Source organism: Hamadaea sp. NPDC051192 (assembly GCF_040682475.1).
Classification (GTDB): domain Bacteria; phylum Actinomycetota; class Actinomycetes; order Mycobacteriales; family Micromonosporaceae; genus Hamadaea; species Hamadaea flava.
The window spans coordinates 1-20111 of the sequence record NZ_JBFBAZ010000089.1 but is presented as its reverse complement, the minus strand read 5'-3'; the positions used below and the strand labels follow the sequence as shown (position 1 = coordinate 20111).

The window sequence follows — 20111 nt, the reverse complement described above, 5'->3', positions numbered from 1 at the left end:
GGGCGAGGATCGGGGGAGGGCGGAGACGATGGCAGAGCAGCAGCCGCCGGTCATGGCCGACGTCGCCAAGCTGGCCGGGGTCTCCCACCAGACCGTGTCCCGCGTCCTCAACGACCATCGCAACGTGCGGCCGGAGACCCGGTCCCGGGTGCTGGCGGCGATCGAGGAACTGGGCTATCGGCCCAACTCCGCCGCCCGCACCCTGGTCACCCGCAAGTCGCAGACGCTCGGCGTGATCAGCTTCGACACCACCCTCTACGGGCCGGCCTCGATGCTGTACGGGATCGAGCAGGCGGCCCGAGCGGCGAACTATTTCGTCAGCATCGCCAGCCTCCGCTCGATCGATCGCGGGTCGCTCCTGGACGCCGTCGGGCGGCTGCGCGATCAGGCCGTCGAGGGGATCGTCGTGATCGCCCCGCAGACGCCCGTGGCGGGCGCGCTGGAGGTAGCTGCGTCTGGCGTACCACTTGTGGGCGTGGCTTGCGGGGCCTCGGAGAACGTGCCGACCGTGGGAATCGACCAGCGCGGCGGCGGCGAGCTGGTCACGCGCCACCTGCTGGAGCTCGGGCACCGCACGGTCCACCACGTGGCCGGGCCGCTGGAGTGGCTGGACGCGGTGGGCCGGCTGGAGGGCTGGCGCGCGGAGCTGACGCGGGCCGGCGTGCCGGTGCCGGAACCGGTGACGGGCGACTGGAGCGCGGAGTCGGGGTACGCGGCGGGCCGGCGGCTGGCGGCGGATCCGGAGGTGACCGCGGTCTTCTGCGCCAACGACCACATGGCGCTCGGCCTGTTGCGTGCGTTCCACGAGGTGGGCCGGTCGGTCCCCGGGGACGTGAGCGTGGTCGGCTTCGACGACATCCCCGAGACGTCGTTCTTCCAGCCGCCGCTGACGACCGTACGCCAGGACTTCGGCGAGCTGGGCCGGCTGTCCCTCCGCCTGCTGGTGGACCGGCTGACCGGCGGCGGTTCGGGGCCGCCTGAGCATGTCGAGTTGCCCCCGACGCTGATCATCCGCGAGAGCACCCGCTGAAAGCCCCTCGACCCCCGAAGGACTGCCATGAATGTTAACGCTCACAGTTACGAGGATCGCTACGTCGTCGGTGTGGACTTCGGTACGCTGTCCGGCCGAGCCGTCGTGGTCCGGGTGTCCGACGGCGCGGAGGTGGGCACCGGCGTCCACGAGTACGCCCACGGCGTGATCGAGCGCGAACTGCCGGGCACGGGCCAGAAGCTGCCGCCGGACTGGGCGTTGCAGAGCCCACGGGACTGGCTGGACGTGTTGCGGATCGCCGTCCCGGCGGCGCTGGCCGACGGCGGAGTCGATCCCGCGCAGGTGATCGGTATCTCGACCGACTTCACCGCGTGCACCGTTCTGCCGACCACTATGGACGGTACGCCGCTGTGCGAACTGCCGGAGCTGGCCGGGCGTCCGCACGCCTGGCCGAAGCTGTGGAAGCACCACGCCGCCCAGAAGCAGGCCGACCGGATCAACCGGCTGGCGCATGAGCGCGGCGAGCCGTGGATCGCACGCTACGGCGGCAAGATCTCCTCCGAGTGGCAGTACGCCAAGGCGCTCCAGGTGCTCGAGGAGGACCCGCTCGTCTACGAGCGCACCGAGCGGTGGATCGAGGCGGCCGACTGGATCGTCTGGCAGCTGACCGGGATCGAGACCCGCAACACCTGCACCGCCGGGTACAAGGGGATCTTCCAGGACGGCAGCTACCCGTCGCCGGACTACCTCGCGGCGCTGCACCCCTCGTTCGTGGACTTCCCTGAGACGCGATTGTCGAAGACGCTGTCCCCGCTGGGCGCGCGGGTCGGCGGCCTGGTCGACATCGGTACCGGCCTGCCGGCCGGCATCGCGGTCGCCACCGGCAACGTGGACGCGCACGTCACCGCGCCCGCCGCGCAGGCGGTCGAGAACGGCCGGCTGCTGGCCATCATGGGCACCTCCACCTGCCACGTCCTCAACGGTTCGGCCCTCGTCGACGTGCCCGGCATCTGTGGCGTCGTCGACGGGGGAATCACCGCGGGCTCGTTCGGCTACGAAGCCGGGCAGAGCGCGGTCGGCGACATCTTCGCCTGGTGGCTGCGGACCGGCGTGCCGGAGGCGTACCAGCGGGAGGCGGTCGCGAACGGGGAATCCCTGCACGACCTGCTCGGCCGCAAGTCCGCCGGCCAGCCGGTCGGCGCGCACGGGCTCGTCGCCCTCGACTGGATGGGTGGCAACCGCTCGATCCTGGTCGACCACGACCTGTCCGGCATCATCGCCGGGCTCACCCTCGCCACCCGGCCCGAGGAGATCTACCGGGCGCTGCTGGAGGCGACGGCGTACGGGACGCGGGTGATCGTCGAGAACTTCGAGAAACACGGGATCCCGGTCACCGAGTTCATCGTCGCCGGCGGGCTCAAACAGAACGCCCTCCTCATGCAGATCTACGCCGACGTGCTGCGGCGTCCCGTCTCGGTCGCCCGCTCCGACCAGGGCCCGGCCCTCGGGTCGGCCATCCACGCGGCGGTCGCGGCCGGGGCGTACCCGGACGTGGTCGCCGCCGCCGCGGCGATGGGCGGCGTCGAGACCGCCGCCTACGAGCCCGACCACGCCAATTCCGACGTCTACGACCGGCTCTTCGCGGAATACCGCCTGCTCCACGACACCTTCGCGGGTCAAGGTCTGCTCCACCGCCTGCGGGAGATCCGCAACACCGCCCTCACGCCACTCGCGGAAGGAACGCTCCGATGAGTCTTCAACTTGTACGCCGACAGGTGTGTGAGTTGCACGCCGAACTGGTCCGCTACGGACTCGTCGTGTGGACCGCGGGGAACGTGTCGGCCCGCGTACCGGGCGAGGACCTCATGGTGATCAAACCGTCGGGCGTCGGATACGAGGAGCTGACCCCGGAGGCGATGGTCGTCTGCGACCTGGACGGCAACCTCGTCGCGGGCGACTACGCGCCGTCCAGCGACACCGCCGCCCACGCCTACGTCTACCGGCATCGGCCGGACGTCGGCGGCGTCGTGCACACCCACTCCACGTACGCCAGCGCCTGGGCCGCGCGCGGCGAGCCGGTGCCCTGCGTACTGACCGCGATGGCGGACGAGTTCGGCGGGGAGATCCCGGTCGGTCCGTTCGCCCTGATCGGCGGGGACGACATCGGCCGCGGCATCGTCGAGACCCTCGACGGCCACCGCTCCCCGGCCGTGCTCATGCGCAACCACGGGGTGTTCACCATCGGGCGTACCGCGAAGGCCGCCGTCAAGGCCGCCGTGATGACCGAGGACGTCGCCCGGACGGTCCACCTCGCGCGTGCGTACGGCGAACCCGTGCCCATCGACGGCAAAGACGTCGATGCCCTGTACGACCGGTACCAGAACGTCTACGGCCAGCGATCCACAACGGACGGAGCAATTGTGAGATGACGACATCCGATTACCGCATCTGGTTCCTGACCGGCAGCCAGGGCCTCTACGGTGACGAGACGCTTCGGCAGGTCGCCGAGCAGTCCCAGCAGATCGCCCGCGCGCTGGCCGAGCGGCTGCCCGCCACGCTGGAGTGGCGCCCGGTGCTGACCGACGCCGCGGAGATCCGGCGCGTGATGCTGGCCGCCAACGCCGACGACACCTGCGTCGGCGTGATCGCCTGGATGCACACCTTCTCCCCGGCGAAGATGTGGATCGCCGGCCTCGACGCGCTTGCCAAGCCCCTGCTGCACCTGCACACGCAGGCCAACCAGGAACTGCCCTGGGCGACCATCGACATGGACTTCATGAACCTGAACCAGGCGGCGCACGGCGACCGTGAGTTCGGGTACATCCAGTCCCGGCTGGGCGTGGCACGCAAGACCGTCGCCGGGCACGTCGACGACCCGTCGGTGGCCGAGCGGATCAGCACCTGGGCGCGGGCCGCCACCGGAGCCTTCGAGATGAAGACCCTGAAGCTGGCCCGGTTCGGCGACAACATGCGCGACGTCGCGGTGACCGAGGGCGACAAGGTCGAGGCCCAGCGCCGCTTCGGCGTCTCGGTGAACACGTACGGCGTCAACGATCTCGTCGCCGTGGTCGACGGAGTCGAGGACTCCCGCATCAGCGAACTGGTCAAGGAGTACGAGGCGACCTATCGGGTGGCCGAGGCGCTGCGCGCCGGCGGGGAGCGCCACGACTCGCTCCGGTACGCCGCCCGCATCGAACTGGGCCTGCGCGACTTCCTGACCTCCGGCGGCTTCCGGGCGTTCACGACGAACTTCGAGGACCTCGGCGGCCTGCGGCAGCTGCCGGGCCTGGCCGTCCAGCGCCTGATGGCCGACGGGTACGGCTTCGGCGGCGAAGGCGACTGGAAGACCTCCGTCCTCGTCCGCACGCTCAAGACGGCGGCGGCCGGGCTGCCCGGCGGCACGTCGTTCATGGAGGACTACACCTACCACCTGGCCCCCGGGCAGGAGCTGGTCCTGGGCGCGCACATGCTGGAGATCTGCCCGTCGATCGCCGGCACCATGCCGACCTGCGAGATCCATCCGCTGTCCATCGGCGGCCGGGAGGACCCGGTCCGGCTCGTCTTCGACGCCCAGGCCGGTCCGGCCGTCGTCGCCGGGCTCGCCGACATGGGCGACCGGTTCCGCCTGGTCGCCAACGAGATCGACGTCGTCCCACCGCCTCAGCCGCTGCCGAAGCTCCCGGTCGCCCGTGCGGTCTGGCGGCCGCGGCCGGAGCTGCGTACCTCGGCCGAGGCGTGGCTGACCGCGGGTGCGCCGCACCACACGGTCTTCTCCGCTGCGGTCGGCGTCGACCTGCTCACCGACCTCGCCGAGATGACCGGCGTCGAGCTGCTCGTCATCGACGCCGACACCACGATGCGGCAGTTCACCAAGGAACTCCGCTGGAACCAGGCGTACTACCGCCTAGCCGCCGGCCTCTAACCCCCGGCTCGCCTCCGCTCGCCTCCCCGCTCGCCCCCCGCCCGCGGCTCTCCGCGTTGATCATGGAGTTAACCGTTGTGTCGACGGTGTGTCACCACCGGAACTCCATGATCAACGCGGAAGGGAGAGGGCTAGGGCAGCGAGGATGGCGAGGGCGTAGCCGAAGGAGGCGGCGGCGATCAGGCGTACCCGGGTCGGCTCGGTCCACGGCAGCCGCGCCGCCAGCCAAGCGATCGCGGGCAACACCAGCACGCCGTGCAGGCTCACGCCGTGGAGCGGCTTCAAGAAGCCACCCAACTGGTACGCCGACTGCTGCTCGCCGGAGTTCACCAGCGTCACGCCCCGGGCGATCATCGCCGCGCCGGAGGCGAGGGCGATGATCATCGTGGCGAACCCCGTGCGCAACGCCAGCCGCAGGCTCGGTGACTGGGCGGGGTCGCCGCGGAAGGCGTACCAAGCCATGGCGAGCAGGACCGCCACGAGGATGAAGCCGCCCGCGGCCAGCATCATCGCGATGGCCCGATTGACCGGGGTCTCCATGTTGAAGTGTGAGGGGACCCCGCGCCAGGCCTGGACGGTGATGCCTGCGACCTCGACCACGCAGTCGGCCGCGAACACCGCGAGCAGCCAGCGGGGCGCGCGGAGGTAGCCGCTGAGCCAGGTGACGGTGAGCAGCGTCAGGCCGAAGGACAGCCCGAACGTCGTGGGCTTGCGCCACGAGACCGGGCCTTCCCACGGACCGCCGTCGATCGCGAAGACGAGCAGATGGAAGAGTCCACTGGCGATCAGCGCGAGACCGACGGCGTAGCAGAGGCGGCGGAGGGTCATGCCTGAAGATCCTCGCGGGCGGAGCGCGACGCCGCGTCCTGCCGTGGGCGGCATCGCGTCTACTCCCGAGGGAGTACGCCGCGCAGACTACTTAGTCGCTTATGGAGCAGGCCCTACCGCGAACCCGGTGGATGACCGGCGTGTGCCGGTGAGCAAAGCTGATCATGCTGGGTCTCATGAATCCTTTGAAGACAGCCGCGCTGGCGGTCGCGGCTGCGCTGGCGCTGGTGGTTTCGTCCGCCGCACCGGTACAGGCGCAATCTTGGCGTGGCACGGTCGTTTCGCGTACTCCGGTCTTCGGAATGGATCCGGAGCAGGTCAAGGACTTCCTCACGCCCATCGGCGTCTGGGTGCCCGAAGCCCGGCACGGGGTGGACGCGTACCGCATCGTGTACCGCACGGTCGATGTGCGCGGACGCAGCACGACCGCTAGCACCCTCGTGGTGCTGCCACGCGACGGTGCACGTCGGCTGAAGCCGGCGGTCTGGCTGCACGGCACGCAATCCGACCGGCAGGACGCGCCCTCGGTGAGTCCATGCTGCGATCGCGCGGCAGGTGTGCTGTTCGCCTCGTTGGGCTATGCCACGACGGCGCCGGACTACCTCGGCCTGGGCGAGGGCCCGGGCACGCATCCCTACTTCCACGCCCCGACGATGGTGAGCGCATCCATCGACGCTCTGCGCGCGACGAGAACGGTTGCGGCGCGATCCGGCCGACTGGTCGCCGGAGCGACCTCGGTCGCCGGCTTCTCCCAAGGCGCCAATGCCGCCTTCCTCCTCGCCAAAGCCTTGCAAGACGGAGCTGACCGGAGGTTCTCCTTGGGTGCCTTGGCGCCGATCAGCGGCGCCTACCGGCTGTTCGACATCGAGTGGCCGGCCGCCCTGGGCGGCGACGTCGACCCCGCCGCGGCCGCGTACTACCTGGCCTACCTCACAGTCGCGTGGGACCGCGTCTACGACCTCTACGACGACGAGTCGGAGGTCTTCCAGGCCCCGTACGCCGGCCATGTCGCGGAGTTGTTCGACGGGGAACACACGATGGACGAGATACTCGCCGCGCTGCCCGCGGCACCCGGCGACCTGCTCCAGAAGGAGTACGCCGACCGGCTGATCCACCCGACCGGCGTCCTAGCCGAAGCCGCCGAAGTCAACGACGTGGCATGCCGCGATTTCGCCCCGACGGCACCGGTACGCATGTACGCGGCGCATGGCGATCCGGAGGCCGTCTTCGCCAACAGCCTCGCCTGTCAGGAGTCCCTGCGCGGCGCCGACGTGAGCCTGACGGACGTGGGCGACGTCAACCACATCACGTCCCTCGTGCTATCGGTTCCCCAGGTCGCACGGTGGTTCGCGACGCTGGTCTGACCGGGCTTGCCTCGTCGGCTGCCGCATTCCGGTGCGGTAGCCGACGAGGCTCTCAGAGGTCGACCGGGTTCGAGCAGAACAGGTGCTGGACCGACGTCGTGGAGCTGAGGTGCGGCAGCGTCTCGTCGGCAGCCAGGCCCTTCGCCTCGGACGCGCGGACGACGCCGAGGCAGAAGACGATCTGCTCGATCGGATCCGGCAGCGAGATCGCGCCGTCGCCGTAGTCGTCGCCATAGGGATGGTTGCGCTTCAGCGGCAGCGGCACCGTGAGCTGCTCGCCGACCGACTGGCCCGGCGGGACCTTCGTGACGCCGACCCGGAAAGCCTGCGCCCAACTCACCTTGTCGGTGTCGGGCATGGCGAAGGCCCGCTTGCCGATCTCGACCACGTGCGTGCCGCTACGCCCGACGATGTAGACGGCGTTGGGATCCGTCTTGCCCCCCGCCGGTACGCGATTCAGCACGAGCAGCTCATCCGGAGACTGATTGGTCAGCTGGTACGAGATGTGCACCGACTGGCCCTCGACGCGGACGTCGGCGGTGAACCCGACCGCCGGCGGAGCACCGCTCGCGGGCGGGTCGGCGGGCTCGGCCGGAGCGGCCGAACAGCCGCCCAGGAGCGCCGCCAGCCCACCCGCGAACAACCTCTTAGTACGCGTCACGGTGCGGCGCTCCCATTTCCTCGCGAAGGCCGTTCTCCGTCAGGTCGAAGCGGTGCTTCGAGTAGATGTTGGTCGGCGTGTTCGGGTCGCCGTCCTCGTCGATCGGCAGGCCGGCCGCTTCGCGCTCCCGGTTGGGCACACCGGGGTTGTCCGGGCCGGAGTAGTCGCCGGGCGCGAGGGAGTCGTTCATGTAGTCGTAGACGTGCGCCATCTCGTGGTACAGCACGGCCACCGGCGGACCTTGGACCGTCTGCCCGTTGCCCATGGTCAGCTCGTCCAGGTGCACGTTGAGGTTGATGGTGTTGTCGCCGCCGGAGTGGCTGGCGGTGCTGTTGTTCGGGTCGGCGGGGTTGTTGTACTCCTTGATCGTCAGGGAGTCGCCGTCATCGTGCCAGAGCCACCAGCCGCCCTCGGTCTTGTCGTGCCCGGCCTGCAACTCGGTCAGCATCTGCTGGCCGCGCGGCGAGGACGCCAGCATGTCCAGGTCGGCCTCGATACGCGCCTTGAACTCCGGCGAGCCCTCGACGTTGATGAAGGTCTGGAAGTCCTTGATCTCGACGGTCACGTTCTGCTCGGCGCCGACCGAGGTGTCGTTCTTCTCGCCGAACACCTTGTCCTGGCCGGTCCCGCCATAGGTCGTGTCGTTGTCGCGACCGGCGTAGACCACGTCGTCGCCGGCCCCGGCGCGCAGGGTGTCGTTGCCGCGGCCGCCGGAGATGATGTCGTTGCCGGCCCCGCCGTAGATCGAGTCGTCGCCCTTGCCGCCCTCGAGGTAGTCCTGACCCTCGCCGCCGCTGATCTGGTCGCGGCCGTCGAGCCCGTAGACGGTGTCGTCGCCCATGCCGCCGGACAGGATGTTGTCACCGAAGCCACCGTCGACATAGTCCCGATCGGCGCCGCCCGAGACACGGTCGTTGCCCGCCCCGGCGGTGATCCGGTCCCGGCCGTCCAGCCCCAGGATCGTCTCGTCGCCGTCGCCGCCGGAGATGATGTCGTCGCCCTCGCCGCCCAGCAGCGTCACGTGCACGTTGGTGCCCTTGGCCACGCTGATCGTGTCGTTGCCGTCGCCGCCGCGCACCACGATGTCGGCGCCGGCGGGGAAGTAGTACTTCGTGCCGTTGATCGTGACGATCTGCTGACCGGTCTTCGGGTCGACGCTGATCTGCACGTCGTCGTCGCCCGTGCCGGTGTTGACGATGACCTTGTTGCCGTCGTAGATCACGCCGGTGTCGTTCGCCTCGGGCGGCATGGTGAAGGGGTCGGTGCTGCCATCGGCGACGGCCAGCCAGTTGGCGGCGACCGACTTGAACTTCGCCTGCGCCTTCGAGAAGTCGCTGACGCAGTCGTTCAGGATGTCGTCGAGATCGCCGCGGATCTGCGCACATCGCGTCATCGAGTCATGGATGACCTTGGCCTCGGCGTCGTCCTCCGGGCTGAACGTCAGATGATAGGTCCCGTCGTAGGTGAACTGGACCGAGACGACCTTGCCCCACTCCTCGGTGAGGTGCGACTGACTCGACCGCAGCGCACCCGCCGCCTTCTCCAGCGCGGCCGCGGCCGCGGTCGACGCCTCCTCGGCGGCGTCCAGGTCGGCGATGAGCTTCTTGCGGTGGCCGTCGAACGAGTCGGCCGCCGGACCCTCCCACACGCCGTTGACCAGCGCCTTGGCCGCCCGGTCGACGTCGTCGGCCGACGTCTTGACCGCGGTGGTCACGGCTCGCCACTGGGTCGCGCCGCTGTCGAGCTGATCGGGACGCGCGTGCAGATCCCAGACATCCATCGTGGAGATCGGCGCGGGCTTGGTCGTCGTCGGGCCGTCCGGCTCGGGCCTCACTATGCGTCTCCTGCCTTCGGGCCGTGCTCGGTCAGATCGGGATGTTGCGGTGATTGCGCTGCTGCTGCCGGGCCTTCGCCGCGGCGTCGTCATCAGCCTTCTTGTACGCGAACGCGATGCGGTAGAGCCGATCCATGTCGCCTTCGAGGACGGCGACGAGCCGCCCGATGGTGACGTCGGCGGCGTCTACCGTCTGGTCCTGAGCCTGAGCCACGGCAGCCGCCCCGATGCTGTCACCGAAAGCGGTCGCGGGCACGGCCAGCGGATCCTGCGCGGCCCGCCAGGCGTCGTCGATCTGCTGCGACGACCGCAGCATCTGGTCGGCGACCCGGGTCAACTCGACGGGGTCGGCGCGGACTTCATTGGACACGTTCCCGAGCGTATCGACGGCCACGTCCGGGGTCGACCCGTCGGCGTACGCCTGTGGATAAGTCACTGTGGACAGTGGTGGTGAGCTGCTGTTACTGCGGCTACGCCCGCCTTCCCGCTGGAGCTGCTGGCTTGCCCGCTGGGCGTGGCCCTTTCCCGCTGGACGCGGCGGCTCTCCCGCTGGGTGCGGCGGCTCTCCCGCTCGGCGCGGCGGCTTTTCCGCTGGATCAGGGATATGGGTCGAATCTTGGCCGTTTTAGGGCCCACATCCCTGATCTGGTACCCATGCCGAGAGGCGCCAATGCCGAGAGGCGCCAGTGCCGAGAGGCGCCAGTGCCGAGAGGTGCCCATGCCGAGAGGTGCCAATGCCGAGAGGTGCCAATGCCGAGAGGCGCCAGTGCCGAGGCGTGCGGATTCCCGGGCGTCCGGAATCCCGGGGGCGTCAGCCGACGCCGCGCAACCAGTTCCAGGCCTCGACGAGCCAGCTGATCCGGGTGAGATAGGTGACTCCGGAGGCGGCCCAGAACAGCCCCGCGACCGCGTGTGAAACCCAGGCGGAGCGGCGTACGCGGCCGAAGGTGCGCTCGAGGACGACCAGACCGAGCAGGCGGCTGAGGCCGAAGAGGAACGCGCCGACGACGAGGATCACCACGAGGGCGAGGGCGGCCCCGGCCTGGTCGCCGGAGCTGGCCGACACGGCGAACAGACCCCAGCAGGCGACCAGCACGGCCGCGCCGACGAGGCTCCAGCGGCCGCCGCGGCGTAGCTGGCGCAGTCGCTGCCGCAAGGGCACCGTGGGCTGCTTGAGGGGGCCCCGGGTGATGATCCCGGGCCCGCCGACGTCCGTCGGTTCCTCGAAGGTGAGGGTCGGCTCGCCGACCGACGCCGACCGGCCCACCGCCGCGACGCCGGGGGAGTAACCGACGTTTCCCGGCGAAGGGTGCAGGTGATGCGTCGGCTCCTCGGTTGCCGAGAGATCGATGGTCTTGTCCAGACCATTGCGTTTCTGCTCGCTCACGTGCCCTCCCCTGGCCCGACCGTGCGACGACGCCCGATCGTGCGGCGACCCGAACAGCGTAGTTCTTCCCTGCGACAGTGCCACGGGCTACGGTCGAACCATGGAACCGGACGTCGAGCGGGGCTTGCGAAGCCTCGTCGGAGCGGGATCGTCGCAGGTCAGCGTGATTGCCGCGATGAGGGCCCGGGATGCGAGCCGGCCCTCCGAGGAAGATCTCGCCCGCGCCGAGGAGTCCCTGCTGATCGTGCGCAGGGGCTGGGTTCCGCGGGACGAGCTGCCCCGCCGCTGACGGATTACGGCAGTTCCGGAACGATCCGCGTCTTCTCGTACTCGGCGACCTGGGCGATGCGCCGCGCGTGCCGGGGGTTCTGCGAGAACGGCGTCGCGAGGAAGGTCTCGGCGATGGTGGTCGCCTCGTCGAGCGTGTGCTGCCGGGCGCCGATGCCGACGACATTGGCGTCGTTGTGCTCACGACTGAGCTGGGCGGTTTCCACGTTCCAGGCCAGCGCGGCGCGTACGCCCTCGACCTTGTTCGCGGCGATCTGCTCGCCGTTGCCGGAGCCGCCGATGACGATCCCCAGGCTGCCCGGGTCGGCCACCACGGCGGCGCCGGTCGCGAGGCAGAAGGCGGGGTAGTCGTCGTCCGGGTCGAACGTGCTCGGGCCGATGTCGACGATCTCGTAACCGAGGCTGGCCAGGTGGCTGACGAGGTGCACCTTCAGCTCGTAGCCGGCGTGGTCGGATCCCAGGTAGACGCGCATGGCGCTGAGTCTTCCAGCCCGTCGCCCGCGGAGGTTGTCGGGGTGGCCGGATTTGAACCGACGGCCTTCCGCTCCCAAAGCGGACGCGCTACCAAACTGCGCCACACCCCGAAGCGCCGCCTGTGGCGGCGCACGCGTCAGTCTATGCACACCGCGGGCGTACGCGCGGCACCGGTTCCCGGGCACGAATCGCGGTGTCGCGAACAAGTGCGGATCATTTTCGCGAATCGCCTTACGTGCCTCCGTCTGGAGCGTGACCATGAGTAGGTGACCAGTGACTCCTCGTGGCTGAGCGACGTCGCCCGAGCGTTCCAGGGCGACTGGTACGGCCCGCTCCTGGTCGCTCTGGCCTGCCTTGTCGCTGTGGTCCTCCTGGTACGCGCGACCGCTCCGGCGGTACGCCAGGCGACCACCACCCTGCACCGGCGGCGGCCCGCTGTCAGCCCGTATCCGGGCCGGCACGTCGCCCCGCCCGGGCGGAAGCCGGTGACCGGGTTGGCGCGGAGCGGACAGGGCGAGGCCGGGTGACCTCTTCCGGCGTACCCGCCGGGAACTTGCGTGAGCCGTCCTGTCGTATAGGCGACCGTCGACCCGGTGGGGGCGGCGAAGTCGGTCTCGGCAGGCAGTCGATGTCTGTTCGGCGGCGTCGCCGCGTGCGTGCCGTCACAACCCCCGGTGGGGTTCAGTCCGTAGCAGCCGGACGGGACTCCACCGGGCTTTTGTCCGGTTCGGCGACGCGGCCGCCACTGGGCTTTTGTCCGGTTCGACCCGGCCGGCAGCGGCTCGGGACGACTACGCAGTGTGACATCTGTCGGGAACGCCCGGCCCGATGCGGGCACTCGCCTATGTATTCGCCTACACTCGACCGGGCTTCAAGTAGCCCTTGCCACATTGCCTGCACGATTCAAGGAGTACGTCTGTGAAGAGCACCGTCGAGACTCTGAGCCCGACCCGGGTGCGGCTCGCCATCGAGGTGCCGTTCGCCGAGCTCGAGCCGAGCCTCATGAAGGCGTACCGGGAGATCGGCGCGCAGGTCACCATCCCCGGCTTCCGCAAGGGCAAGGTGCCGGCCCAGGTCATCGACCAGCGGGTCGGTCGCGGCGCGGTGCTGCAGGAGGCGGTCGAGGAGGCCATCCCGCAGCAGATCGTCGCCGCCGTGAAGGAGCACGACGTCAAGCTGCTCGGCCGCCCGGAGGTCGACATCCAGGAGTTCGCCGACGGCCAGCCGCTGAAGTTCACCGCCGAGGTGGACGTCCGGCCCGAGGTCGAGCTGCCTGAGCTGTCCGCGATCTCCGTCGAGGTGGACCCGATCCAGATCGACGACAGCGAGATCGAGACCCAGGTCGACGGGCTGCGCCAGCGGTTCGCCACGCTGAAGACGGTCGAGCGCGCCGCCGCTGACGGCGACTTCGTCCAGATCGACCTCCTGGCGACGGTCGACGGCGCCGAGGTCGAGGGCGGTCAGGCCAGCAACGTCTCGCACGAGGTCGGCTCCGGCCAGCTGCTGCCGGGCCTGGACGAGGTCCTCGTCGGCCTGTCGGCCGGCGACGAGCAGAGCTTCGTCACCCAGCTGGTGGGCGGCGACCACGCCGGCAAGGACGCGGACGTCAAGGTCACCGTCCGGACCGTCAAGGAGAAGGAACTCCCCGAGCTGGACGACGAGTTCGCCGGCCTGGCCAGCGAGTTCGACACCCTGGACGAGCTGCGCGGCAACCTGAGCGAGCGGCTGACCCGGGTCAAGAAGGTCGAGCAGCTCTACGCGGCTCGCGACAAGGCGCTCACCGAGATCGTCAAGCTCAGCGGCGTCCCGGCCCCCGAGGGTGTGGTACGCGACGAGGTAGTCCAGCGCAAGCAGTCGATGGCGCAGGAGCTGGAGCGGGTCGGCGCCTCCCTCGCGGAGTACCTCGAGGCCGAGGAGAAGACCGAGGAGCAGATCGACGCCGAGCTGGCCGAGGCGGCCACCGAGGGCGTCAAGATCCAGCTCGTCCTCGACGCCCTGGCCGACGCCAACGACATCCAGGTCAGCGACGACGAGTTCGGGCACGAGATCGTGCACCGGGCGCAGCGCGTCGGCATGGCCCCGCAGGCCTACTACGACCAGCTGGTCCAGGCCGGTCTGGCCGCCTCCGTCTTCGGCGACGTGCGCCGGGGCAAGGCGCTCGCCCAGATCATGGAGAGCGTGATCATGAAGGACACCGACGGGAACGTGCTGACCCTGGACGACCTCCGGGGTGCCGACGACCACGAGGGTCACGACCACGACTGACCGCGTACGCGGGACGAGGGCGGCAGGGACTGCGAGTCTCGGCCGCCCTCGCTGCGTTGATCCAGACGCCTGCGCCCACAGCGAACACCTGGCGATCTGGGAAGGGTTCGTCGTAGCGAGGGGTTAGGGTCGGCGTACGACACTTGAACATCAGAAGGGTTGGCATGAGCGAGCTTCACCTCCCACCGCAGATGCGGGGGTCCGACCAAATCGGTCTCGGTCTCGACGACTCGATCTACAATCGTCTGCTCAAGGAACGCATCATCTTCCTGGGCAGCGAGGTCAACACGCAGGTGTCGAACCGGATCTGTGCTCAGCTGCTGCTGCTGTCGGCTGAAGACCCCGAGCGGGACATCACCATCTTCATCAACTCGCCGGGCGGGTCGGTCTACGACGGCATGGCGATCTACGACGCCATGCAGTACGTCCCGAACGACATCTCGACGGTCGCGCTGGGCATGGCGGCCAGCATGGGCCAGATGCTCCTGTGCGCGGGCGCCAAGGGCAAGCGGTACGCGTTGAAGCACGCCCGGATCATGATGCACCAGGCGTCCGGCGGCATCGGCGGCACCGCGGCCGACATCGCGATCCAGGCCGAGCAGATGATCCAGACCAAGCGCCTGATGATCGACCTGATCGCGCAGCACACCGGGCAGACCGTCAGCCAGATCGAGCTCGACTCCGATCGGGACCGCTGGTTCACCGCCGAGGACGCCCGCGATTACGGTTTCATCGATCACGTCATCGAGGGTGTGTCCCCGGTGCCGGTGGGGAACTGAAGGAGATAGAGCTAAATGTCTGACTTCGCTCCGGTGACCAACCGGTACGTGCTGCCGCAGTTCGTCGAGAAGACGGCGCTCGGCGAGCGGGCCATGGACCCGTACTCGAAGCTCTTCGACGAGCGCGTGATCTTCCTGGGCGTCCAGGTCGACGACGCCTCCGCCAACGACATCATGGCGCAGCTGCTCGTCCTCGAGGCCCGGGACCCGGACCGGGACATCACGATGTACATCAACTCGCCCGGTGGTTCGTTCACGGCGATGACCGCCATCTACGACACCATGCAGTACATCCGTCCGGACATCATGACGGTCTGCCTCGGGCAGGCCGCCAGCGCCGCGGCCGTGCTGCTCGCGGCGGGAACGCCGGGCAAGCGTCTCGCGCTCACGAACTCCCGGATCATCATCCACCAGCCCGCCACCGAAGGTGGTTACGGGCAGGGCTCGGACATCGAGATCCAGGCGCGTGAGATCATGCGGATGCGGAACAACCTGGAGGAGCTGCTCGCCCGTCACTCGGGGCAGGAGCTCGACAAGGTCAAGAAGGACATCGACCGGGACAAGATTCTGACGGCGGACGAGGCCAAGGACTACGGTCTGGTCGACACGGTTCTCGCCAGCCGGAAGAAGACTCCGCTCGCGGCCGTTCGGTAAGATTTCCACACAGCTCCACGCGAGTCAGGGAGCGCCCGCAGCGACACGCGAGGGCGCTCCCTGACTCGGTGAAACAAGCCGACCAAGGGTAACGTCAAGTCGGCAAAGACGCGCTCCCCGTCACCAGTGTCAGACCGACGGGCGGCGACAGCAGGGCCAACGGGCGAGGGAGAGTCGTAGGTGGCACGTATCGGCGATGGCGGCGACCTGCTGAAGTGCTCCTTCTGCGGCAAGTCGCAGCGCCAGGTGAAGAAGCTCATCGCGGGACCGGGCGTCTACATCTGCGACGAATGCATCGACCTCTGCAACGAGATCATCGAGGAGGAGCTGGCCGGCGAGGACCAGGTCCGCTTCGAGGAGTTGCCGAAGCCGGTCGAGATCTGCCAATTCCTCGATCAATACGTGATCGGGCAGGAGCAGGCCAAGAAGGCGCTCGCGGTGGCGGTCTACAACCACTACAAGCGCATCCAGGCGGACACCGGCGGCCACGGGCACCGCGACGGCGAGGCCGTCGAGCTGCAGAAGTCGAACATCATGATGATCGGCCCGACCGGGTGCGGGAAGACCCACCTGGCGCAGACTCTGGCCCGCATGCTGAACGTCCCGTTCGCGATCGCCGACGCGACCGCGCTGACCGAGGCCGGCTACGTCGGCGAGGACGTCGAGAACATCCTCCTCAAGCTGATCCAGGCCGCCGACTGGGACATCAAGCGCGCCGAGACCGGCATCGTCTACATCGACGAGATCGACAAGATCTCCCGCAAGTCCGACAGCCCCTCGATCACCCGTGACGTCTCCGGCGAGGGCGTGCAGCAGGCTCTGCTGAAGATCCTCGAAGGCACCGTCGCCAACGTCCCGCCGCAGGGTGGCCGCAAGCACCCGAATCAGGAGTTCGTGTCGATCGACACCACGAACATCCTGTTCATCTGCGGCGGCGCGTTCGCCGGCCTGGAGGAGATCATCGAGGGCCGGACCGGCAGCAGCGGTCTCGGCTTCGGTTCGCACCTGCGGGCGGTCTCCGAGCGTAAGACCGACGACATCCTGGCCCAGGTCATGCCCGAGGACCTGCTGAAGTTCGGGATGATCCCCGAGTTCATCGGCCGGCTCCCGGTGCTGACCAACGTCCGCAGCCTCGACCGTACGGCGCTGGTCCGGATCCTCTCCGAGCCGCGCAACGCGTTGGTCAAGCAGTACCAGCGACTCTTCGAGCTGGACAACGTCGCCCTGGAGTTCGAGCCGACCGCCCTGGAGGCGATCGCCGACCAGGCGATGCTGCGCGGCACCGGAGCGCGGGGTCTGCGCGCGATCCTCGAAGAGGTTCTGCTGTCGGTCATGTACGAGGTGCCGAGCGACCCCAACGCCGAGAAGGTCCAGATCACCCGGGCCACGGTGTTGGAGAAGGTCTACCCGACCATCGTGCCCCGCGACTTCGTCGGCCGCCGGGCGCGGCACCGCGGCGAGGAACGCTCCGCGTAATCAGCCGGACGCGGCGTCCCAGAGTGCAGAAGAGCGCTCCCATGGAGGCCTGCCCCCGGGTGTAGTTTCGACGGCATGTCTCCGCGCTGGTCGGTAGCGACCATTTTCGCCGTCCACGGCTCCATCAGCGGCAGTCTCGCCGCCCGGATGCCCTGGATCGCCGATCATGTCGGTCTCGCCGGCGGTGGTGTCGGAAAGCTCGGGTACGCCCTGGTCATGCCGTCCGTCGGCGCGATTCTGACGATGCCCTTCGCCGGTCGCGTGGTGCATCGTCTTGGCGGTCGACGGGCCACCCTTTTGCTGCTCACCGGCTGGGCGCTGGCCCTGACCCTGATCTCTTTCATGCCCACGTTGCCCACGCTGGCGGTGGCCATGTTCCTCGCGGGCGCCTTCGCGGGAACGGCTGACATGGCCATGAACGCCGAGGGCATCGCGGTCGAGCGGCAGCTGGGCCGGTCCATCATGTCGAGTTTGCACGGTGGCTGGAGCATCGGCGGCTTCCTCGCGGGCGGCGTCGGCTGGTTGCTCGCCCACAACGACGTCTCCGGCCGGGCGAACTTCATCGGCGCCACCCTCGTCGCGATCGTCGTCGCGGTGTGGGCCTGTTCCTACCTCCCGTCGCAGACGCCCGTCGAGGATGAGGAGGAGGACGACGGCGCGCCCAGGTTCGCGTTGCCGAAGGGCCCGATCCTCATCATCGGCCTGGTCGGCTTCGCCGCGATCTTCGCGGAGGCGGCGTCGGCGGACTGGAGCGCCGTCTACCTCGTCAACCGGCTCGGCGCGGGCGACGCGACCGGCGCGGTGGCGTACGCCTGCTTCGCGGGCGCGATGACGCTCGGCCGGCTCACCGGAGACGCCGTCGTACGTCGCTGGGGTCCAGTGCCGACCGTACGCGTCGCCGGGGTTCTCGGCGTCCTCGGTGGAGTGCTCATCGTGATCGCCGGAGTGGCCGGTGACTCCCTAGGGGCGAAGATCGCGGCGATCGGCGGGTTTGCCTTGGTCGGCATCGGGATCGCCGTGGTGGTACCACTGGCCTTCGCTGCTGCGGGGCACAGCGCGGAGAGCACGGCGACCCGGGCACACGCCATCGCGGGCGTCGCCACGGTGTCGTATGGGGCCGGTTTGGCCGCGCCCGGCATCGTCGGCGGGATCGCGAACCTCACCTCGCTCACGGTGTCCTTCGCCGTGGTCACGGTGCTGATCCTCGTCATGACGCTCGCCGCTCCCGCCCTGCGGTCAGCCGACATCGTGCCCAGCCGCGAACCTGAGTCCGTCGCCGCCTGACACCCGCGTCCACAGCTCGGGTCGATCGTTCGCTGGCGGAGTTGATCAGGGTCTCCGGCACACGACACGCCGGTCGATCATGACCGAAAGTTCATTGATCAACGGGAAAGAGCGGAGAAGCCGCGTCAGGTGCGTTGGCGGATGAGGCGGCGGTCGTGTTCGCGCGGCGGCATCGTCACGAGCATCATGAACCGGGCCGGCACGTCCGTCGGGTTCGCATAGGTGTGCGTACGGTCGGCGATCAGGTCGATCGTCTGTCCGGCGTAGACGGTGTGCTCCTCGCCGCCGACGGTCACGACCAGGGTTCCGGCGAGCACGGAGATGACTTCGCGCGTACCGGGGCGGTGGTCGTCGGGGGAGTGCGTCTCGTGCGGGGCGAGCCGCCAGTCCCAGAGTTCCGTGTCTTGTAGGCCTCGCAGCAGTCGCGCAGTGCCGCCTCGGCCGCCGCGCCACAGGACGGGCGCCTCGTCGTAGTCGCTCACGTGGACTGTGCGGTCGACCGCCGGTTCCAGGAGACGGGCGACGGTGACGCCGAACGCGTCGGCGACCCGGGACAGCGTCCCGATACTGGGGTTGGTCCGGGAACCCTCGATCTGCACGAGCATGCCCTTGCTGACGCCGGAGCGTCCGGACAGCTCGTCCAGCGACCATCCGCGCCCGGTACGCAGCGCTCGTACATGGAGTGCCACCGCCGCGTTGAGTTCCTCGGCGGACGAGGCGATCGACGCCGTGACCGGCGACGTGTCGGCTACCACACTGTCCTCCACGGTCAATATCGTGATACCACTGCCAGGTGTACGCGATCGCCCTCGCCGCTGCCTGCGCCTTGATCTGGGGCGCGTCGGACTTCTGCGGCGGAAAGGCGTCGCAGCGCGCTCATCCGCTCTCCGTGACCGTGCTCTCGCAAATACTCGGTCTTCCGATGATCGCACTGATGATGGTCGTCATCCCCGGCACGCCACGCGGTGCTGACCTGCTGTGGGGCGCGGCGGCCGGCGTACTCGGGCTTTTCGGGATAGTCCTGCTCTATCGCGGGCTGTCCCAGGGCGCCATGGCGGTGGTCGCTCCGACGACCGCGGTGACCTCGGCGATCGTGCCGATCCTGGGTGGACTGCTCCAGGGGGAACGTCCCGCGCCCGCGGCGCTCGCCGGAGCGTTCTGCGCGGTCGCGGCGATCGGGCTGGTGAGCCTCGCCCCGAGCCGACCGGGGGAACCCGCGAAGGTGAGCGTGGCCACCGTCGGCTTAGCCCTGCTCGCCGGCGCGTGTTTCGGCGGATTCTTCATCATCCTCGGCTTCGCTGACGCCGACGCGGGCCTGTGGCCGATGCTCGGTGTCCGGGCTTCGTCACTCGCCGTCGGTTTGCTCCTGGTGTGGAGGGCCGGCGCACGATTGCGCCTCGACGGGCGCACCACGGTCGCGCTCGCTGCGGCGGCCGGTCTCGGCGACACCCTGGCCAACGGCTTCTACCTGCTCGCGGTCCAGCGGGGCGATCTCTCGGTCATCGCGCCGATCGCGGCGCTCTATCCGGCCAGCACCGTGTTGCTCGCGCTTCTCGTGGAGAAAGAACGCATGCGGCCACTGCAATTCGCCGGTCTAGGCCTCGCGGCACTCGCTCTCGTGCTCACCGCCACCTGACAATCCACAATGGTCACGATCCGCGTTTCACCCTCTTGACCAGCGAGTACGCCGAATGGAGCGGGCGTCGATCGTGAGTGTGACGGGGGACAACGACCCCCGATTTGCGAGCGGCGTAGGGCATCGCGTAATGTTCTCTCTGCCAGCGCGGCACGGACGGGAACGACGAGGGCTACCTCGGCGGGAGGCCGGAGCGCGAATCCTCGAGTGATGCAGGCCCCCGGTGGGGGTGTGCGAAGTCGGTCGGGTAGGCTGGACGAGTTGCCCC

The 20111-nt window shown here is 69.2% G+C and carries 19 protein-coding genes, 1 tRNA gene and 1 pseudogene; 13 read left to right on the top strand and 8 right to left on the bottom strand.

The features are described 5' to 3' along the window. The first annotated feature begins 28 nt into the window (after nucleotides 1-28). The 4 genes from AB0M47_RS29120 to araA are packed head-to-tail and all read left to right on the top strand — an operon-like array spanning nucleotide 29 to nucleotide 4913. Entirely contained in the window at nucleotides 29-1030 is a 1002-nt protein-coding gene (locus AB0M47_RS29120; RefSeq protein WP_363419652.1) for a LacI family DNA-binding transcriptional regulator, read from the top strand. Nucleotides 1031-1057: 27 nt separating this feature from the next. After that, complete coding sequence (gene araB / locus AB0M47_RS29115) at nucleotides 1058-2743, top strand: ribulokinase (protein ID WP_363419650.1); 1686 nt, start codon at nucleotides 1058-1060, stop codon at nucleotides 2741-2743. Next, a complete protein-coding gene (locus tag AB0M47_RS29110) occupies nucleotides 2740-3420 on the top strand; it encodes an L-ribulose-5-phosphate 4-epimerase (protein WP_363419649.1) in 681 nt (226 codons plus the stop codon). Before araB ends, AB0M47_RS29110 begins: the two co-directional genes overlap by 4 nt. Then, nucleotides 3417-4913 (top strand): L-arabinose isomerase, encoded by a 1497-nt coding sequence (gene araA, locus AB0M47_RS29105; RefSeq protein WP_363419647.1) that lies wholly within the window; start codon nucleotides 3417-3419, stop codon nucleotides 4911-4913. Before AB0M47_RS29110 ends, araA begins: the two co-directional genes overlap by 4 nt. Before the next feature lie 111 nt (nucleotides 4914-5024). Here araA and AB0M47_RS29100 read toward each other — a convergent pair whose 3' ends face one another. Then, the gene (locus tag AB0M47_RS29100; protein ID WP_363419645.1) at nucleotides 5025-5741 is read right to left on the bottom strand and encodes a hypothetical protein; all 717 of its coding nucleotides are present in this window, start codon (nucleotides 5739-5741) and stop codon (nucleotides 5025-5027) included. A gap of 176 nt (nucleotides 5742-5917) precedes the next feature. Between AB0M47_RS29100 and AB0M47_RS29095 the strand changes: the two genes are divergently transcribed. Beyond that, nucleotides 5918-7105, top strand: coding sequence for a lipase (locus tag AB0M47_RS29095; protein WP_363419643.1), 1188 nt, complete (start codon nucleotides 5918-5920; stop codon nucleotides 7103-7105). A gap of 52 nt (nucleotides 7106-7157) precedes the next feature. Here AB0M47_RS29095 and AB0M47_RS29090 read toward each other — a convergent pair whose 3' ends face one another. From AB0M47_RS29090 to AB0M47_RS29075, 4 genes are all read right to left on the bottom strand, one after another. Further along, nucleotides 7158-7766, bottom strand: coding sequence for a hypothetical protein (locus AB0M47_RS29090; RefSeq protein ID WP_363419641.1), 609 nt, complete (start codon nucleotides 7764-7766; stop codon nucleotides 7158-7160). After that, the gene (locus AB0M47_RS29085; RefSeq protein ID WP_363419639.1) at nucleotides 7753-9600 is read right to left on the bottom strand and encodes a M91 family zinc metallopeptidase; all 1848 of its coding nucleotides are present in this window, start codon (nucleotides 9598-9600) and stop codon (nucleotides 7753-7755) included. The genes AB0M47_RS29090 and AB0M47_RS29085 overlap by 14 nt, the downstream gene beginning before the upstream one ends. A 31-nt stretch (nucleotides 9601-9631) precedes the next feature. Beyond that, a complete protein-coding gene (locus tag AB0M47_RS29080) occupies nucleotides 9632-9970 on the bottom strand; it encodes a hypothetical protein (protein WP_363419637.1) in 339 nt (112 codons plus the stop codon). Nucleotides 9971-10411: 441 nt separating this feature from the next. Continuing rightward, on the bottom strand, nucleotides 10412-10987 hold the full coding sequence (locus AB0M47_RS29075) for a hypothetical protein (protein WP_363419635.1): 576 nt from the start codon (nucleotides 10985-10987) through the stop codon (nucleotides 10412-10414). A gap of 109 nt (nucleotides 10988-11096) precedes the next feature. On the opposite strand from AB0M47_RS29075, the pseudogene AB0M47_RS29070 reads away from it, so the two are divergent. Beyond that, nucleotides 11097-11276: pseudogene (locus AB0M47_RS29070) on the top strand (hypothetical protein); the annotation flags it as partial. Nucleotides 11277-11280: 4 nt separating this feature from the next. On the opposite strand, the gene AB0M47_RS29065 reads toward AB0M47_RS29070, so the two are convergent. Next, entirely contained in the window at nucleotides 11281-11748 is a 468-nt protein-coding gene (locus AB0M47_RS29065; protein WP_363419633.1) for a ribose-5-phosphate isomerase, read from the bottom strand. Nucleotides 11749-11785: 37 nt separating this feature from the next. Next, nucleotides 11786-11859: transfer RNA gene (locus tag AB0M47_RS29060), tRNA-Pro, on the bottom strand. Between the two features lie 156 nt (nucleotides 11860-12015). Here AB0M47_RS29060 and AB0M47_RS29055 point away from each other — a divergent pair. From AB0M47_RS29055 to AB0M47_RS29030, 6 genes are all read left to right on the top strand, one after another. Next, entirely contained in the window at nucleotides 12016-12276 is a 261-nt protein-coding gene (locus AB0M47_RS29055) for a hypothetical protein (protein WP_363419631.1), read from the top strand. A 391-nt stretch (nucleotides 12277-12667) separates the two neighbouring features. Then, nucleotides 12668-14014, top strand: coding sequence for a trigger factor (gene tig, locus AB0M47_RS29050; protein ID WP_363419629.1), 1347 nt, complete (start codon nucleotides 12668-12670; stop codon nucleotides 14012-14014). A 164-nt stretch (nucleotides 14015-14178) separates the two neighbouring features. Further along, entirely contained in the window at nucleotides 14179-14793 is a 615-nt protein-coding gene (locus AB0M47_RS29045) for an ATP-dependent Clp protease proteolytic subunit (protein ID WP_253761042.1), read from the top strand. Between the two features lie 15 nt (nucleotides 14794-14808). Then, nucleotides 14809-15447, top strand: a complete 639-nt coding sequence (locus AB0M47_RS29040) for an ATP-dependent Clp protease proteolytic subunit (protein ID WP_253761043.1) — start codon at nucleotides 14809-14811, stop codon at nucleotides 15445-15447. 180 nt (nucleotides 15448-15627) lie between these two features. Next, a complete protein-coding gene (gene clpX / locus AB0M47_RS29035; RefSeq protein ID WP_253761044.1) occupies nucleotides 15628-16923 on the top strand; it encodes an ATP-dependent Clp protease ATP-binding subunit ClpX in 1296 nt (431 codons plus the stop codon). A 75-nt stretch (nucleotides 16924-16998) separates the two neighbouring features. Further along, a complete protein-coding gene (locus AB0M47_RS29030) occupies nucleotides 16999-18207 on the top strand; it encodes an MFS transporter (RefSeq protein WP_363419626.1) in 1209 nt (402 codons plus the stop codon). A gap of 125 nt (nucleotides 18208-18332) precedes the next feature. Here the strand turns inward: AB0M47_RS29030 and AB0M47_RS29025 are convergent, their stop codons facing one another. Next, nucleotides 18333-18974: an XRE family transcriptional regulator gene (locus tag AB0M47_RS29025; protein WP_363419624.1), complete on the bottom strand. Its 642-nt coding sequence runs from the start codon at nucleotides 18972-18974 to the stop codon at nucleotides 18333-18335. A gap of 26 nt (nucleotides 18975-19000) precedes the next feature. Here AB0M47_RS29025 and AB0M47_RS29020 point away from each other — a divergent pair, with 26 nt between their 5' ends. After that, complete coding sequence (locus AB0M47_RS29020; RefSeq protein WP_363419622.1) at nucleotides 19001-19843, top strand: DMT family transporter; 843 nt, start codon at nucleotides 19001-19003, stop codon at nucleotides 19841-19843. Nucleotides 19844-20111: the final 268 nt, after the last annotated feature.